The sequence below is a fragment of the Streptomyces sp. DG1A-41 genome, from assembly GCF_037055355.1.
In the GTDB taxonomy this organism is placed as follows: Bacteria; Actinomycetota; Actinomycetes; order Streptomycetales; family Streptomycetaceae; genus Streptomyces.
The window spans coordinates 6,417,277-6,431,729 of sequence record NZ_CP146350.1 but is presented as its reverse complement, the minus strand read 5'-3'; the positions used below and the strand labels follow the sequence as shown (position 1 = coordinate 6,431,729).

General features: G+C 71.6%; 15 protein-coding genes and 2 pseudogenes. 5 read left to right on the top strand and 12 right to left on the bottom strand.

Going from position 1 to position 14,453, the window contains the following annotated elements; translation table 11 throughout:
• Positions 1-74 precede the first annotated feature (74 nt).
• Positions 75-1,442, top strand: a complete 1,368-nt coding sequence (locus V8690_RS30175; RefSeq protein ID WP_338783272.1) for an L-serine ammonia-lyase — start codon at positions 75-77, stop codon at positions 1,440-1,442.
• A gap of 117 nt (positions 1,443-1,559) precedes the next feature.
• On the opposite strand, the gene V8690_RS30170 is transcribed toward V8690_RS30175, so the two are convergent.
• The 4 genes from V8690_RS30170 to V8690_RS30155 are packed head-to-tail and all read right to left on the bottom strand — an operon-like array spanning position 1,560 to position 3,254.
• Complete coding sequence (locus V8690_RS30170) at positions 1,560-2,276, bottom strand: ATP-grasp domain-containing protein (RefSeq protein ID WP_338783271.1); 717 nt, start codon at positions 2,274-2,276, stop codon at positions 1,560-1,562.
• Positions 2,231-2,776, bottom strand: a complete 546-nt coding sequence (locus tag V8690_RS30165; RefSeq protein ID WP_338783270.1) for a hypothetical protein — start codon at positions 2,774-2,776, stop codon at positions 2,231-2,233. The genes V8690_RS30170 and V8690_RS30165 overlap by 46 nt, the downstream gene beginning before the upstream one ends.
• A gap of 4 nt (positions 2,777-2,780) precedes the next feature.
• A complete protein-coding gene (locus V8690_RS30160; RefSeq protein ID WP_338783269.1) occupies positions 2,781-3,092 on the bottom strand; it encodes a hypothetical protein in 312 nt (103 codons plus the stop codon).
• A gap of 6 nt (positions 3,093-3,098) precedes the next feature.
• On the bottom strand, positions 3,099-3,254 hold the full coding sequence (locus V8690_RS30155) for a hypothetical protein (protein WP_338783268.1): 156 nt from the start codon (positions 3,252-3,254) through the stop codon (positions 3,099-3,101).
• A gap of 294 nt (positions 3,255-3,548) precedes the next feature.
• Between V8690_RS30155 and V8690_RS30150 the strand changes: the two genes are divergently transcribed.
• Positions 3,549-4,106 (top strand): glycoside hydrolase family 25 protein, encoded by a 558-nt coding sequence (locus V8690_RS30150; RefSeq protein WP_338783267.1) that lies wholly within the window; start codon positions 3,549-3,551, stop codon positions 4,104-4,106.
• A gap of 86 nt (positions 4,107-4,192) precedes the next feature.
• Here V8690_RS30150 and V8690_RS30145 read toward each other — a convergent pair whose 3' ends face one another.
• Positions 4,193-4,873, bottom strand: coding sequence for an FCD domain-containing protein (locus V8690_RS30145; protein ID WP_338785509.1), 681 nt, complete (start codon positions 4,871-4,873; stop codon positions 4,193-4,195).
• 198 nt (positions 4,874-5,071) lie between these two features.
• Here V8690_RS30145 and V8690_RS30140 point away from each other — a divergent pair, with 198 nt between their 5' ends.
• Positions 5,072-6,784, top strand: coding sequence for a 2-isopropylmalate synthase (locus tag V8690_RS30140; protein WP_338783266.1), 1,713 nt, complete (start codon positions 5,072-5,074; stop codon positions 6,782-6,784).
• A complete protein-coding gene (locus V8690_RS30135) occupies positions 6,781-7,572 on the top strand; it encodes an ATP-binding cassette domain-containing protein (protein WP_338783265.1) in 792 nt (263 codons plus the stop codon). Before V8690_RS30140 ends, V8690_RS30135 begins: the two co-directional genes overlap by 4 nt.
• A gap of 57 nt (positions 7,573-7,629) precedes the next feature.
• On the opposite strand, the gene V8690_RS30130 is transcribed toward V8690_RS30135, so the two are convergent.
• Both V8690_RS30130 and V8690_RS30125 read right to left on the bottom strand, forming a co-directional pair.
• Positions 7,630-7,842 carry an EF-hand domain-containing protein gene (locus V8690_RS30130; RefSeq protein WP_338783264.1) on the bottom strand — a complete coding sequence of 71 codons (213 nt, stop codon included), beginning with the start codon at positions 7,840-7,842 and terminating at the stop codon, positions 7,630-7,632.
• 48 nt (positions 7,843-7,890) lie between these two features.
• Positions 7,891-8,799 (bottom strand): annotated as a pseudogene (locus V8690_RS30125) (MerR family transcriptional regulator).
• Positions 8,800-8,848: 49 nt separating this feature from the next.
• Here V8690_RS30125 and V8690_RS30120 point away from each other — a divergent pair.
• Entirely contained in the window at positions 8,849-9,520 is a 672-nt protein-coding gene (locus V8690_RS30120; RefSeq protein WP_338783263.1) for a GNAT family N-acetyltransferase, read from the top strand.
• Here V8690_RS30120 and V8690_RS30115 read toward each other — a convergent pair.
• From V8690_RS30115 to V8690_RS30095, 5 genes and pseudogenes are all read right to left on the bottom strand, one after another.
• On the bottom strand, positions 9,474-10,109 hold the full coding sequence (locus tag V8690_RS30115; RefSeq protein ID WP_338783261.1) for an ADP-ribosyltransferase: 636 nt from the start codon (positions 10,107-10,109) through the stop codon (positions 9,474-9,476). The genes V8690_RS30120 and V8690_RS30115 overlap by 47 nt on opposite strands.
• A 93-nt stretch (positions 10,110-10,202) precedes the next feature.
• Positions 10,203-11,381 carry a hypothetical protein gene (locus V8690_RS30110; RefSeq protein WP_338783259.1) on the bottom strand — a complete coding sequence of 393 codons (1,179 nt, stop codon included), beginning with the start codon at positions 11,379-11,381 and terminating at the stop codon, positions 10,203-10,205.
• Between the two features lie 110 nt (positions 11,382-11,491).
• A complete protein-coding gene (locus V8690_RS30105; protein ID WP_338783258.1) occupies positions 11,492-11,995 on the bottom strand; it encodes an ATP-binding protein in 504 nt (167 codons plus the stop codon).
• 275 nt (positions 11,996-12,270) lie between these two features.
• Positions 12,271-13,038 (bottom strand): enoyl-CoA hydratase-related protein, encoded by a 768-nt coding sequence (locus V8690_RS30100; RefSeq protein WP_338783257.1) that lies wholly within the window; start codon positions 13,036-13,038, stop codon positions 12,271-12,273.
• A gap of 81 nt (positions 13,039-13,119) precedes the next feature.
• Positions 13,120-14,350 (bottom strand): annotated as a pseudogene (locus tag V8690_RS30095) (Ig-like domain-containing protein).
• Positions 14,351-14,453 lie beyond the last annotated feature (103 nt).

Here is a 14,453-nt window from a genome sequence, read left to right as displayed (position 1 = left end):
ACCTTTCAGGGCGCCCCGTCCCGCGTGGGCGGGGCGCCCTCCCCCTTGCACCACCCCCGTAGTCAGGAGTTTCCGTGGCCATCTCGGTCTTCGACCTGTTCTCGATCGGCATCGGCCCGTCCAGCTCCCACACCGTCGGCCCGATGCGCGCGGCCCGGATGTTCGCCCTGCGGCTGCGCAACGAGGAGCTGCTGGAGACCGTTGTCTCGGTCCGGGCCGAGCTGTACGGCTCGCTCGGCGCCACCGGCCACGGCCACGGCACGCCCAAGGCGGTGCTGCTCGGCCTGGAGGGCGACTCGCCGCGCACGGTGGACGTGGAGACGGCCGACGGACGGGTGGAGACGATCAAGTCCGACGGCCGGCTGAGGCTGATGGGCGAGCACGAGATCGAGTTCTCCTTCGACGACGACATGGTCCTGCACCGCCGCAAAACCCTGCCGTACCACGCGAACGGCATGACCCTGTGGGCGTACGACGCCTCGGGCGCGGAGCTGCTGACGAAGACGTACTACTCGGTCGGCGGCGGCTTCGTCGTCGACGAGGACGCGGTCGGCGCGGACCGCATCAAGCTCGACGACACCATGCTGAAGTACCCCTTCCGCACGGGCGACGAGCTGCTGCGCATGGCCCGGGAGACGGGGCTGTCGATCTCCGCCCTGATGCTGGAGAACGAGCGCGCCTGGCGCACCGAGGAGGAGATCCGCGCCGGCCTGCTGGAGATCTGGCGGGTGATGGAGGCCTGCGTGGCGCGCGGCATGTCCCGCGAGGGCATCCTGCCGGGCGGCCTGAAGGTGCGCCGCCGCGCCGCGAACACCGCCCGCAAGCTGCGCTCCGAGGGCGACCCGAAGGCCCTCGCCATGGAGTGGATCACCCTCTACGCGATGGCGGTCAACGAGGAGAACGCGGCCGGGGGCCGGGTCGTCACCGCCCCGACGAACGGCGCGGCCGGCATCATCCCGGCGGTCCTGCACTACTACGTCAACTTCGTGCCCGGCGCCGACGAGGAGGGCGTGGTCCGCTTCCTGCTCGCCGCGGGCGCGATCGGCATGCTCTTCAAGGAGAACGCCTCCATCTCCGGAGCCGAGGTCGGCTGCCAGGGCGAGGTCGGCTCCGCCTGCTCGATGGCGGCGGGCGCGCTGGCCGAGGTGCTCGGCGGCTCGCCGGAACAGGTCGAGAACGCCGCGGAGATCGGCATGGAGCACAACCTCGGCCTGACCTGCGACCCGGTCGGCGGCCTCGTGCAGATTCCCTGCATCGAGCGCAACGGCATGGCGGCGGTCAAGGCCGTCACCGCCGCCCGCATGGCGATGCGCGGCGACGGCTCCCACAAGGTGTCCCTGGACAAGGTCATCAAGACGATGAAGGACACCGGCGCGGACATGTCGGTGAAGTACAAGGAGACGGCGCGGGGCGGGCTGGCGGTCAACATCATCGAGTGCTGACGGCCCGCGCGGCGCCGGGCAGCGGTCGCCGCGGTCGTGGCGGAAGAAGCTGTCATCACCCGTGCCGGTGAGGCGCGTCAGCTCTTCGAAGGCCGGGCGCGGTTGCGGGGCCGGCGGTCACCGGGCCGACTCGCGGACGTCCGCAACGGCCGCGGGCAGATCGGCCGGGTCCTCGGTGACGACGATCGCCACGACGGTGTCCGTACCGGGCCAGTCCTCGGCGAGGACGACCCGCGGGTGGGCGAGCGCGGCCACGGCCGCCTCGGCTGCCGGGCGCCCGTCCTTGGGCAACAGCACCATGGCCGCGCCGCGGCCCGGCTCGGGGGTCTCGCCGGGCAGCTCCCCGTCGGTGAGCAGGGCCAGCAGCGCCTCGTAGGGGCGGACGGCCCCCTGGTGCGCGTACGGGATGAGGTGGGAGTTGATCAGGTCCCCGCCGAGCCGTCCGCCCACCTCCAGGACGACGGGGCCCGCGGAGCCGAGCCGCAGGTCGACGTGGAACCCCCCGGTCCCGAGGCCGACGGCGAGCACGGCCTGCTCGGCGGCCCGCATCAGGCCCTTGACCTGCGTGTCCGCCAGGGCGGAGGGGACGGCCGTGGCCCACGACGGGGACAACGGCCCGTCGACGCTCTTGTCGGTGACGCCGAGGATCCGCACCGTGCCGTCGGCGACGACACCGGAGACGGAGTGCTCGGAGCCGTCGACGTAGTCCTCGACGAGGAAGTCGCTGGTCCCTGCGTAGTCGGCGGCCGTGAGCGCGAACACCTCGTCCAGGCCGGTGTCCTGGGTGATCAGCGCCATGCCGCGGCCGCCGGAGCAGTGGGCGGGCTTGAACACCAGAGGCCTGCGGCGGCGACGAGCTCCGAGGCGACGGCCCGCAGGTCGTCGAGCGTCCGGCCCGCCCGCCAGGGCGGGTTGAGCCCGTACGGCTCCATGGCCCAGCGCTGGGCCGCCTTGTCGGTGGTGACGGCCGCGGCGTCGGTACCGATGCCGCGCACCCCGAACCGCTCGGCGAGCAGCGCGGTGAGGCCGACGTACTTGTCGCCCCAGCAGACGACCGCGACGGGGGCCTGGTCCGGGGAGGCCTGAGCGGCCTGCTCCGCGAGCGAGGAGCCGCGGTCGAAGGAGCCGCGCCGGTGGTCGGGCAGCCCGGTGTGGGAGACGTCGGCGTCGGACGCGACGTGGACGCCGAGTCCCCGTGCGGCGGCGGCGTCGAGTTCGGCGCGCCATTCCAGGGGGGAGCGCCGCAGGCCGAGGTAGAGCACCGTGCTGCTCCCGGCCTCGCCGCCGTCGTCCGCTGCCGTCGGGTTCACCGCGGGGGTGTGTGCTGTCGTCATCTGGTCAGACACCGTTCTCGTTCGCCGTCGTGGCCTGCGCGCCTTGGAGGGCCTCCGTACCGTAGCGATGCTGGTACCAGGCGTTGGTGAAGTCGCCGACCACGGCGGTCTCCGCTCGTTTCTCCAGCCGGAGGGCGCGGTCCTGGTAGAGGCCGCGCAGGATCTCGCCCATCGCGATCGCCGCGCGCAGTTCGCGCGGGCCGTGGACGTCGCCCTCGCTGCGCATCAGCCGCAGGTCGTGCACGCCGGGCCGGTGGGCGCCGGCCCGGGTGATGCCGAAGGGGACGCGGATGGCGAGCCGTACGCCGTTGGCCACATGTCCCTAATGGTGGTGTGAGGTCCATTCCGTCATGTCGGGCATGGAGGGAGCGAAGAACCAGTCGCGCTCGGCAAGGCTCGCGTCGTCCGTGACACCGGCGGCGTGCGGCATGAAGTGCCAGCCGTTCCAGCGCATGCGGGCCGCGATGGCGCGCACCACCTGGGGCACCTCGGCGGCGGCTCCGGCGTCGGCGAGCCGGCGGCGGAAGTCCTCGCCGGGGCACGACGCAGCAGTAGTACTCGCTGGTCTTCCAGTGCCCGGGTTCGACGCTGCCCTCGGCCAGCAGCAGGCTGAGCCGAAGGGTGTCGCGCGGTCCGCGGGACATGCTGATGTCGGATGCGGTGGCCTCCCCGGCGGCGGCCAAGTTGACATTTCCACGTCAATCCACAGCAGCCCGTGTCATGGTGGTAGACACCAACTCCCCCTTTCCCACCGGCACTTCAGGGAGAGCCCATGCTGCGCGGCATAGACGTGAGCGCCTACCAGTCCTCCTCCTACGACACCGACGGCCTCTCCTTCGTCATCGTCAAGGCGACGGAGGGCCGTTCGTACGTCAACCCGAAACTCGCGGCCCAGACGAAGCGGGCCCGCGACGCCGGCCTGGTGGTCGGCTTCTACCACTTCCTCTGGCCCGGCAACCTCACCGCCCAGGCCCAGTACTTCGTCGCCAAGGCCCCGGACCGGCCGGGCGACATCCTCGCCGTCGACTGGGAGACGACCAGCAACGGGACACACGCGAGCAACGCCGAGAAGGACCTGTTCATCCGGAAGCTGAAGGACCTCCGGCCGGATAACCAGGTGGTGCTCTACTGCAACCGGAACTTCTGGCTCAACCACGACACGACGTCCTACGCGGGCGACGCCCTGTGGATAGCCGACTACGTCAGCGCGGGCAAGCCCCGCATCAAGGCCAGGTGGCGCTTCCACCAGTACACCGACGACCCGCTGGACAAGAACGTGGCGGACTTCGAGAGCAAGGCGGCGCTGCGGAAGTGGGCGGCGGACGCCTGAGCTGCGCACGGGCCTCGCGTTGGTCTCGCACCTCAGACGCAGAGACACCCGGCAGCCTCAGGCCCCGCTGCACCGCAGACGCACACCTAGGACTGAGCGAACGGATCCTCCAGTTCCCCCCGCAGCACCTCCGCCGCCCCCTCCGCATCCCCGTCCGCCACCGCCCGTACGAGTGCCTCGTGCGCCTCGTCGCCGGTGTCCGGGTCGTCGGCGCGCAGGCCGGTCAGGGACAGGAGCTCGATCAGGCCTTCGCGCAGGACGGGACTGAACTCGGCGAACAGGTCGGCGAGGACCGGGTTGTGGGCGGCGGCGACCACTGCGGCGTGGAAGGCGATGTCCGCGTCGACGAAGGCGGCGTCGTCGGCCGTGCCGGCGGCGCGGCGGCCCTCCAGAGCGGCCCGGAGCGCCATGACGTCCTCGGGGGTGCGGCGGCGCGCGGCGAGCCGGGCGGCGTGCACCTCGACCGCCATCCGGACCTCGTAGACGTCGGTCACGGCGGCCCGGCGCAGACGTGTCGGCCAGTCCTCGACCGGCTCGGTCGCGATGACGAAGACACCGGCGCCCTGGCGGGGTTGGACCAGCCCGGCTCCGGCGAGCGCGCGCAGCGCCTCGCGGACGGTGGAGCGGCCCACGCCCAGTTCCTTCGCCAGTGTGGTCTCGCCGGGCAGCCGGGTGCCGACCGGCCAGTCGCCGCCGGCGATCTGTTCGCGCAGCCGGGCGGCGGCCTGCTCGACCAGGGGGCTGGGGCGGACGGCACCGAGCGGCATGAGGTTCACCAACTTGTCTGAGGAGTAGAGGGATTCCACTTGTCTGAGGACCTGAGTGGTGGTTAGCGTACTGCGCATGACGTTCCGCGGTCTCCTTCTTCTCGGCTGCCGCGGCGGGGCCTGACGCGACCGGCACCCCGCCGCGGGTTGCCGTGCTGCCGGTCACCGTCCGACCGAGCCGAAAGGCCACAGCCGACGATGACCACCATCCCTGCCCCGGTCTGGAACCCCCAGCGCCCGGGCCCCATGCCGTTCCACCGATACCGCCCCTTCCAGGACCGGGTCCGCGTCCCCGCCGCCGGCCGCGACTGGCCCGCCGCCCGTATCGAGCGCGCTCCCCTCTGGGTCCCCGTCGACCTGCGCGACGGCAACCAGGCCCTGGCCGAGCCGATGGACACGCCCCGCAAACGCCGCTTCTTCGACCTGCTGACCGGCATGGGCTTCAAGGAGATCGAGGTCGGCTACCCCTCGGCGAGCCGCACCGACTTCGACTTCGTACGGCATCTGGTGACCTCCGGCGCCGTACCGGACGATGTCACGCCCGTCGTGTTCACCCCGGCCCGCCGGGACCTGATCGACCGCACTTTCGAGGCGATCGAGGGGCTGCCGAGGGCCGTCGTGCATCTGTACATCGCGACCTCGCCGGTGTGGCGGGACGTCGTCCTGGGGCGGGACCGGGCCGCGGTGTGGCGGACCGTGCGGGAGGCCGCCGAGCACATGGCCCGCCGGGCGGACCGGGCCTCGTACGTCCGCTTCCAGTTCTCCCCGGAGACCTTCAACCTGACCGAGCCGGACTTCGTCCTGGAACTGTGCGACGGGCTGACCGGGCTGTGGGACGCGAGCCCGGACCGGCCGGTCACCCACAACCTCCCGGCGACCGTGGAGATCGCGACACCGAACGTCTACGCCGACCAGATCGAGTACGCGCACCGCCATCTGGCCCGCCGCGACAGCGTGATCCTCTCCGTACACCCGCACAACGACCGCGGCACCGGCGTCGCCTGCGCCGAACTGGCCGTACTGGCCGGTGCCCAGCGCGTCGAGGGCTGTCTGTTCGGCAACGGCGAGCGCACCGGCAACGTCGACCTGGTGACCCTGGCGCTCAACCTGTACGCCCAGGGCGTCGACCCGATGATCGACTTGAGGGACATCGACACCGTCCGGGAGACGGTCGAGCACTGCAACCGGCTGCCCGTGCACCCGCGCCACCCGTACGCCGGGGATCTCGTCCACACCGCCTTCTCGGGCACCCACCAGGACGCGATCAGCAAGGGTCTGGCCCGGCACGCCGAGCGGGCCCGGGAACTGGGCGTGCCCGAGCGGCAGGCGCCCTGGTCGGTGCCGTACCTGCCGATCGACCCGGCCGACGTAGGCCGCTCCTACGAGGCGGTGATCCGCGTGAACTCGCAGTCGGGCAAGGGCGGCACGGCCTACCTGCTGCGCACCCGTCACGGCGTCGACATCCCCGCGCGCATGCGGCCGGACTTCTCCCGGGCCGTGCAGGAGGCGACGGACGACAGCGGGCGGGAGATGACGGCGAAGGAGCTGTACGCGCTGTTCCGGGCGACGTACGTGGTGGAGGACGGGGAGGTGGCGCTGGAGGCCTGGTCCGTGCACCGCGACGAGACCGGCGGCCACCGCTTCGTGTGCACGCTGCGGACCGCCGACCGCACCGGCGACTACGAGGGCACCGGCGGCGGCCCGGTCTCCGCGTTCGTCGACGCGCTGGCCGGCGCCGGGATCACCGTGGACGTGCTCGACTTCTGCGAGCAGAGCGGCGACGAGGGCACGAACGCCTTCGCGGAGTGCCGTGTCGGCGGCAGGACGTGCTGGGGCGCGGGCCGGGACTCCTCGGCCCTGGGCGCCTCGGTCCGGGCGGTGCTGTCCGCGGTGAACAGGGCGCTGCGGTGACGCAAGTCGTCCTGCGGGCCGAGGACGTCCACGTCGTACGCGACGGCCGGCCGATCCTGGCGGAGGTGTCACTGACCGTCCGGGCCGGTGAGCACTGGGCGTTGCTCGGCGCGAACGGCGCGGGCAAGTCGACCCTGCTCGGCCTGCTCGGCGCGCTCGTCCACCCGACAAGGGGCCGCGTGGAGGTGCTGGGCCACCGGCTGGGCCGGGTCGACGTGCGGGAGCTGCGTGCGCACGTCGGGCATGTCGACCCGCGGCATCCGCTCACCTCGCCGCTGCGGGTACGGGACGTCGTCCTGACCGGCCTGACCAACTCGGTGGAGCCGCTGCCCCGGTGGCGTCCGGCGCCGGAGCAGCGGGAGCGGGCGGAGCGGCTGATCCGGACGCTGGGACTGGCCGAGCACCGTGAGGCGCGCTGGCCCACGCTCTCCCAGGGGCAGCGGGGCCGGACCCTCATCGCGCGGGCCCTCATGCCCGAGCCCCGGCTGCTGCTCCTGGACGAGCCCGCCACCGGCCTGGACCTGCCAGGCCGGGAGCAGCTGATCGGGGCGCTCGGGGAACTGCGCCGGCAGCATCCGCATCTGGCGACGGTCCTGGTCACCCACCACATGGAGGAGCTGCCGGCCCACACCACGCACGCCCTGCTGCTGCGCGAGGGGCGTGCGCTCGCGGGCGGTCCGGTGGCCGGGGTGCTGACCGCCGACGGGCTGGGCAAGTGCTTCGACCTGCCGTTGACGCTGGAGCGGCACGACGGTCGCTGGAGCGTACGCACGGCACGCCGGGCATGACGAGGGGCCCGGTCCGTCCGCGGACGGACCGGGCCCCCACACCCCACAGCGCCGGCGTCACTTGTTCAGGTAGCTCCAGAACTCGTCGAAGCTCAGCTTCTTGTCGCCGTCGAGGTCGCGGGTTTTGATGACGACCTCGGCGACCGACTCGGTGACGTTCCAGTCGCCGGACCGGGCCAGGGCGGACTTGAACTCGGCAGCGGTGATGAATCCGTCGCCGTCCGTATCGATCCGCTCGAACTGCTTGCGTGCTTCCTCGATGTCCGCCACCGATCCGCCCCTACTCTCGTGTTCTGCGTCGTACTGACGAAGGTCAGATTAACTGCCCGTACGCGCCTCCAGTGCGGCGACCACCCAGGCGAACTCCTCGCGGTACGCCGCCTCGGGCCCGGTTCCCTTCACGACGGCGAGCAACTCGCGGTGGCGGGCGACCCCGTTGGTGGCGTGCGACCGCAGCCGCTCCAGCACGGTGGCGGGGTCGGCATCGCCCAGCAGCTCGCGCAGCACCTGAGCGGCCTCCGGCGACTCGGGGGCGATGCCGCGCTCGCGGGCCCGGGCTCCCAGTTGTACGAGCCGCCGGGAGAACGACAGGGACGCCCCTGCGGGCGTGTCATGACCGTGGTCGGCCGCGTTGAACTCGGCGGCCTTGCGCATCTCGGCCCTGAAGTCCGGGTCCTGGAGCATCTCGGCCAGCTCCAGCCAGGCGTCCACCTGCTCGGGCGTCGGTTCCTCGGGCAGGTCGGCGGCGGTGTTCCGCATGCGCTCCCGGATCACCGGGTCCGCCGTGTCCAGCCCGTGGCACACCTCGTCCACGAACTCCTCCACGATGCGCCGCCGTTCCGCTGCCGACAGCCGTGCCAGTCTGTTCATGAGTGTCGTCTCCTCCGCGCCGACCACGTCTCGCCACTGACAGCACCGCACGGGTCACCTTGAGCGACCGGATCCGCGCGTCCAGCGCGGCCACGTGCGCGGCCGCGACCTGCGCGACCGTCGTCTCACCGGCCAGCACCCGGCGGACGTCCGCCAGCCCGAGGCCGAGTTCGCGCAGGGTCCGGATCAGCTCCAGCCGCGCCACGGACGCGGCGTCGTACAGCCGGTAACCGCCCGCGGACCGGGCCACCGGGGGCAGCGCGCCCTCGTCGGACCAGTACCGGACGGTGCGCACGGTCAGCCCCGTGACCGGGCCAGTTCGCCGATGGTGAGCAGTCCGGTGCCGTCGTCGATCATGTCTGGGAGTCTGGGCCTTCCAGTGGGTGGAGACTCAAGGAGCGCGCGGGTGGCGGCAACTCTGCGGGACATTCTCGACGCGGCGGCCCGGGGCGTCTTCCCGCCGGCGGACGGCGGTACGACGATCGTGCCGCAGTCCTCGCCCCGGGACGCGGGGGTCCTGGCCTTCACGGCTCACTCGGTCGTCTTCACCGACGAGGATCCCGAGTGGGTGCGACGGACGCTGGGCCGCACCGACTGCGACAGGCTCGCGGCCACGATGAACGCCCGCTTCCTGACGGCCCTCATGGACCGGACGGGACGTGAGTCCGACACCATCGACGTGCTGCTGACCGGTGCCGCGCTGTCCGGGGAGCCGCCGGTCGGGCTGGCGGAGATCGACGATCCCGGCCATCCGCGGGTGGTCTCCGCACGCCGGCGGCGTGACGAGGTGCGGGTGTGGGCGGCGGACGGCGGGGTGCTCGTGCTGGGCCGTGGCGTGGCCGGGCGGTGGGAGGTCGCGGTCGAGGTGGCCGAGGGGGCACGGCACCGGGGGCTGGGGCGGCGGCTGGTGGCGGCGGCGCGGCACCTGGCCGGAGGTGCGCCGGTGTGGGCTCAGGTGTCAGCGGGGAACGCCCGCAGCCTGCGGGCGTTCCAGGCGGCCGGCGACCGGCCCGTGGGCTCGGAGGTGCTGCTCAGTGCCAGGGCTCGTAGTGCGGGTTGCTCTCGCACTCGCTCATGATCTCGGTTTTGGTCTGCCTGTCGACCGGGCAGACGCCGACGATGTACTCGCGGGCGATGCCGCCGGGGAAGGCGACCTCCTGCTGGTCGGCCCACTTGTGGGTGTCGCCGATGGTCTTGTTGACGTCGACGCCGCCGGGAGCGTCGACGTAGTAGTTGAAGGCGGACTTCCAGTTCTTGAACAGGTCGTGGTCGTACGTGGTCGACACATACGGGGACGGCTGGTTGACCAGGACGTACTTCTCCAGGTCGTACTGGCCGTCGACGACGTCCCGGGGGCGGAAGCCCTCCTCGAAGATCACGGAGGGGCCGCGGCCGTCGGCGCGGTAGAGGGTGCCGCAGCTGGTGCGCCAGGACGGGTCGGGGGTGATGCGGTCGACCTGGACCCGGCGGTCGGCGGCGGCCTTGATCTTGTCGTCGAACTGGACGGGACAGGCGGCCGGTCCGGGGGCGGCGGCCTTGGCGGGCGTCGCCGCGGACGCCGCGGGAGCCATGGGGGCGTGGCCGGGCGTGGCGGCCGTGGTCGTGAGGACGGCCGCGAGGGAGAGGGCGGCGGCAGCGGTGCGCCGCCGCAGACTGGCTGTGAGCATGGGGGGCACGATCGCGGGTCCGCGGCGCCGGACCGGGGACCCTCACTCGATCAGGGGCGTGTCAACTGCCCCTCGGTGGACGGCGGATGGCGCTCACCGGAAGATGCCCGTGTGGCCGAGCGAGTAGCGGCCGGGCTGCGGGTAGACCGCGAGGCCGTGCGGGCCGCTGCCGACGGGGATGCGGGCCAGTTGGATGCCGGTGCGGGTGTCGATGGCGTACACCTCGGCGTCGTAGCGGCCGGAGAGCCACAGCACCTTGCCGTCGGCGGAGACACCGCCCATGTCGGGGCTGCCGCCGTCGGGCAGCTGCCACTTCTTGGTCAGCTTGTCCTGCGTGAAGTCGAAGACGGAGATCGTGCCCTCGCCACGGTTGGACACGTACATCTCGCGGGAGTCGCGGCTGACATACAGGCCGTGGCAGCCCTTGCCGGTGGGCAGCAGGGTGGGCTCGGTGAACTTGTCGCCGTCCAGGACCCACATGCCGTGGGCCATCATGTCGGCGATGTAGAACTTCTTGCCGTCGGGCGAAACCTTCACGTCCTGCGGCATGGCGCCCTCGAACGGCAGCCGCTGCTGCCCGACGACCTTCATCTTCTCGGTGTCGACCTTGAGCAGTTCGCCGCTGAACTCGCAGGAGACGATGAAGTAGCGGCCGTCGAGGGAGAAGTCGGCGTGGTTGACGCCGTAGCAGGAGACCGGGACCGTCTTCTTGCGCTCCATGGTGTGCGGGTCGCGGAAGACCAGTTCGCGGTCGAGGGAGGCCATGACGATGGCGTACTTGCCGTGCGGCGTGAAGTAGAGGTTGTACGGGTCGTGGACCTCGACCTCCTTGCCCGCCTTGCCGGTCTTCGGGTCGATCGGGGTGAGGGTGTGGCCGCGGTTGTTGTTGACCCAGAGCGTCTTCAGGTCCCAGGAGGGGACGACGTGCTGGGGCTGCCGGCCCACGGGAATCGTCTCGATGGTCTCGTACGTCTTCGGGTCGATGACGGAGACGGTGTCGGACTCGGTGTTGGGGACGTAGACCCGGGACGGGAATCCCTTGACCACGGGCGACAGTTTGTTCGGGCGGTCGGCCGCGTACACGTCCTCGGGGTCGAGGACGGGCGGCATCCCGGGCAGCCCCTGGACGGGCTTCTTCTCGCGCGGCGCGGGCACGGCGGCCTTGGTGCCGTGTGCCTCGGAGGTCCGTTCCCCGCCCTCGGTGCCGCAGGCGGCGAGGAGGGCGAGGGCGGCGCCCGTGACGAGGGCGCTTTTGACAAGGTGGCGGTGCATCGCACCATTTAAGGTCCGCTTCGCGGGGAAACCAGTGATTCGCCCGATCGGCGGCCAGGCGCGCTGACGCAGGTCACGCCCCTCGTCGAGCCCGGCCGCGGAGGCGGTCGTCAGCGGCCGGCGACCCGCATCTCGAACCACGTGGTCTTCCCGCGGGGCAGCAGATCGACCCCCCAGCGGTCGGCCAGCTTGTCGACGAGGAACAGGCCCCGGCCGCTGACGTCCATCTCCTGGACGGGCATCAGACAGGGCAGCCCCCGCGACGGGTCACGGACCTCCACGCGGATACACCCGCGGCGCCGGTGCAGACGCAGCCCGAAGACCCGGGCGCCGGTGTGGCGTACGGCGTTGCCCACCAGTTCGGAGACGAGCAGGACCGCGTCCTCGGTGGTCTTGGGGGTGAGCCCCCAGTGGCGCAGGACGACGACCTGGGCCAGCCGTCTGGCGGTGGCCGCGGACTCGGGGCGGGACGGCAGCAGGACCTCTGCCTCCGTCGGGTTGCCGTACAACTCCATCGCCTTCAGCGCGCGTTCGTCCTCGACGGTCGGCGACCAGCGCGCCGCGGCCACAGGTGCGTGTCCCCGCGGCTGTTCCATACCCTCCAGCCCCGCCATGCCCCCCATCATGGCCGCCCGGAGCACCCTTGGGGGCCGTTCCCGGCGAATGCGCCCCCGGGAGCGGGGTGCACACCGGCGGACCCGTGGCATATGCCAAAGGCATCCAAAAATCGCACACAACCCGTCTGACCTGCGACAACGACCCGTTTCACGGCAATCGACGCAGCCCCTCGACCGGGCAACGCCCAAGGCCGCCTCAAGACTGCCGTGAACCGCCCCATCGAGGGACCCGGATCAGACACCACGTCAATTGCAAGTGCCAGGAGGAAGATTCAGAGGAACTTGGCCTTGCCCGGGCCCTCCTCCACGAAGCTGCGCATGCCGCGCTCGCGGTCCTCGGTGGCGAACAGGCCCGCGAACCAGTTCCGTTCGATCGCCAGGCCCGTGTCGATGTCCGTCTCCAGGCCCGTGTCGATCGACTCCTTCGCGGCGCGCAGCGCGAGAGCCGGGCCCTGCGCCAGCTTCGCGGCCCAGGCGTGCGCCTGCGCGTACACCTCGTCGGCGGGTACGACCCGGTCGACCAGGCCGATCTCCTTCGCCTCGTCGGCCTTCACCATCCGGCCTGTGAAGATCAGGTCCTTGGCCCTGGAGGGGCCGACCAGGCGGGCCAGGCGCTGGGTGCCGCCCGCGCCGGGGATCAGGCCGAGCAGGATCTCCGGCTGGCCGAGCCTGGCGTTCTCGCCGGCGATGCGGTAGTCCGCGCACAGCGCGAGTTCGCAGCCGCCGCCGAGCGCGTAGCCGGTCACGGCCGCGACGACCGGCTTGGGGATCCGGGTTACCGCCGTGAACGAGTCCTGGAGGGCGCGGGCGCGCAGGACCATCGCGGTGTGGTCCATCGCCTGCATCTCCTTGATGTCCGCGCCGGCCGCGAACACCTTGTCGCCGCCGTAGACCACCACGGCCCGCACGTCCTCGCGGCGCGCGGCCTCCTCGGCGAGTTCCTTCAGCCGGTCCTGCGTGGCGATGTCCAGCGCGTTCATGGGCGGGCGGTCGAGACGGAGCGTGCCGACGCCTTCGGCGACTTCGAGAGAGACGGTCATAGGCAGCAGGTTAACGCCCACTAACGACGAAGGCCCCGGTGCGGTCCGTCATACCGGGGCCCTCTTGTCAGCGGCGGAGAGCTACTTCTTCCACTTCTCCCACGACATGTTCCAGCCGTTGAGCCCGTTGTCCGGGTCGACGATGCGGTCCTCGGAGTTCTTGACGATCACCACGTCGCCGACCATCGAGTGGTTGAAGAACCACGCGGCCGGCGCCTTCTTGTCCCAGCCGCCGCGCACGTCGCGCAGGCCGATGCAGCCGTGGCTGGCGTTGTAGTTGCCGAAGGCGCCGCCCGCCCAGTAGTTGCCGTGCAGGAAGGTGCCGGAGGTGGTGAGGCGCACGGCGTGCGGGACGTCCTTGATGTCGTACTCGCCGCCGTAGCCGACCGTCTCGCCGTTCATGCGGGTCACCGTGAGCATCTCGCTGATGACCATCTGGCCGTTCCAGGTCTCCATGCCGGGCTTGCCGGTGGTGACCGGGATGGTCTTGATGACCTTGCCGTCGCGCATGACCTTCATGGTGAGCTTCTTGGCGTCGACGACCGAGACCTGGTTGCGGCCGATGGTGAAGGAGACCGTCTTGTCCTGCTCGCCGTAGACGCCGGGGCGGCCCTCGACGCCGTCGAGGCCGAGGTCGACGGTCACCTTGGTGCCGGGCTTCCAGTATTTCTCGGGGCGGAAGTCGAGACGGTCGTTGCCGAACCAGTGGCCCTCGACGTCCACGGCCGGTTCCGTCTTGATGCGGATGGCCTTCTCGACGTCGTCCGGGTTGGTGATGCCCCGGCTGAAGCGGATGGAGAACGGCATGCCCACGCCGACCTTGGAGCCGTCCTCCGGGGTGAAGGTGCCGATGAAGGTGTTCTCCGGCGTCAGGGTCGTGAAGCCCGCGTCCTCCGCGGCCGTTCGGCCCTCGGAGTCCTTGGCGACCGCGTGCACCGTGTACTTGGTGGCGGCGGCCAGGTGGGTGGACGGCGTCCAGGTGGCGCCGTCGCCGGATATCTCGCCGTCGACCTTCTTGCCCTTGGCGTCCTTGACCTCGACCTCGGTCAGCTTGCCCTTGGCGGCGGTCACCTTCAGTGCCCCGCTGGTGTCGACGGACTTGGCGCCGTCCTTGGGGGTGATGTCGACGACGGCCTCGGACTGCTTGCTCTGCGCGGCGTCCGCGTCCTTGGCCTTGCCGGCGCCCCCGCCGGAACCGGAGCCGGCCCCCGCCGCCGCACGCCGTGACGGCGAGCAGCAACACGCCCAGTATCAGCGCGAGCAGTCCCTGCCTGCCGCCAACCGACGCCCCCGATATCGGTCGCCCGTTCAAATCGTTCTCCCCTCCCAGGGCCTGGCCAGGCCCGCACCCCTGCGCGTCCCCCGCGCACCGGCGAATATTAACCACAAGGCGCCGCGCCCCGGCGGCCTGCGAT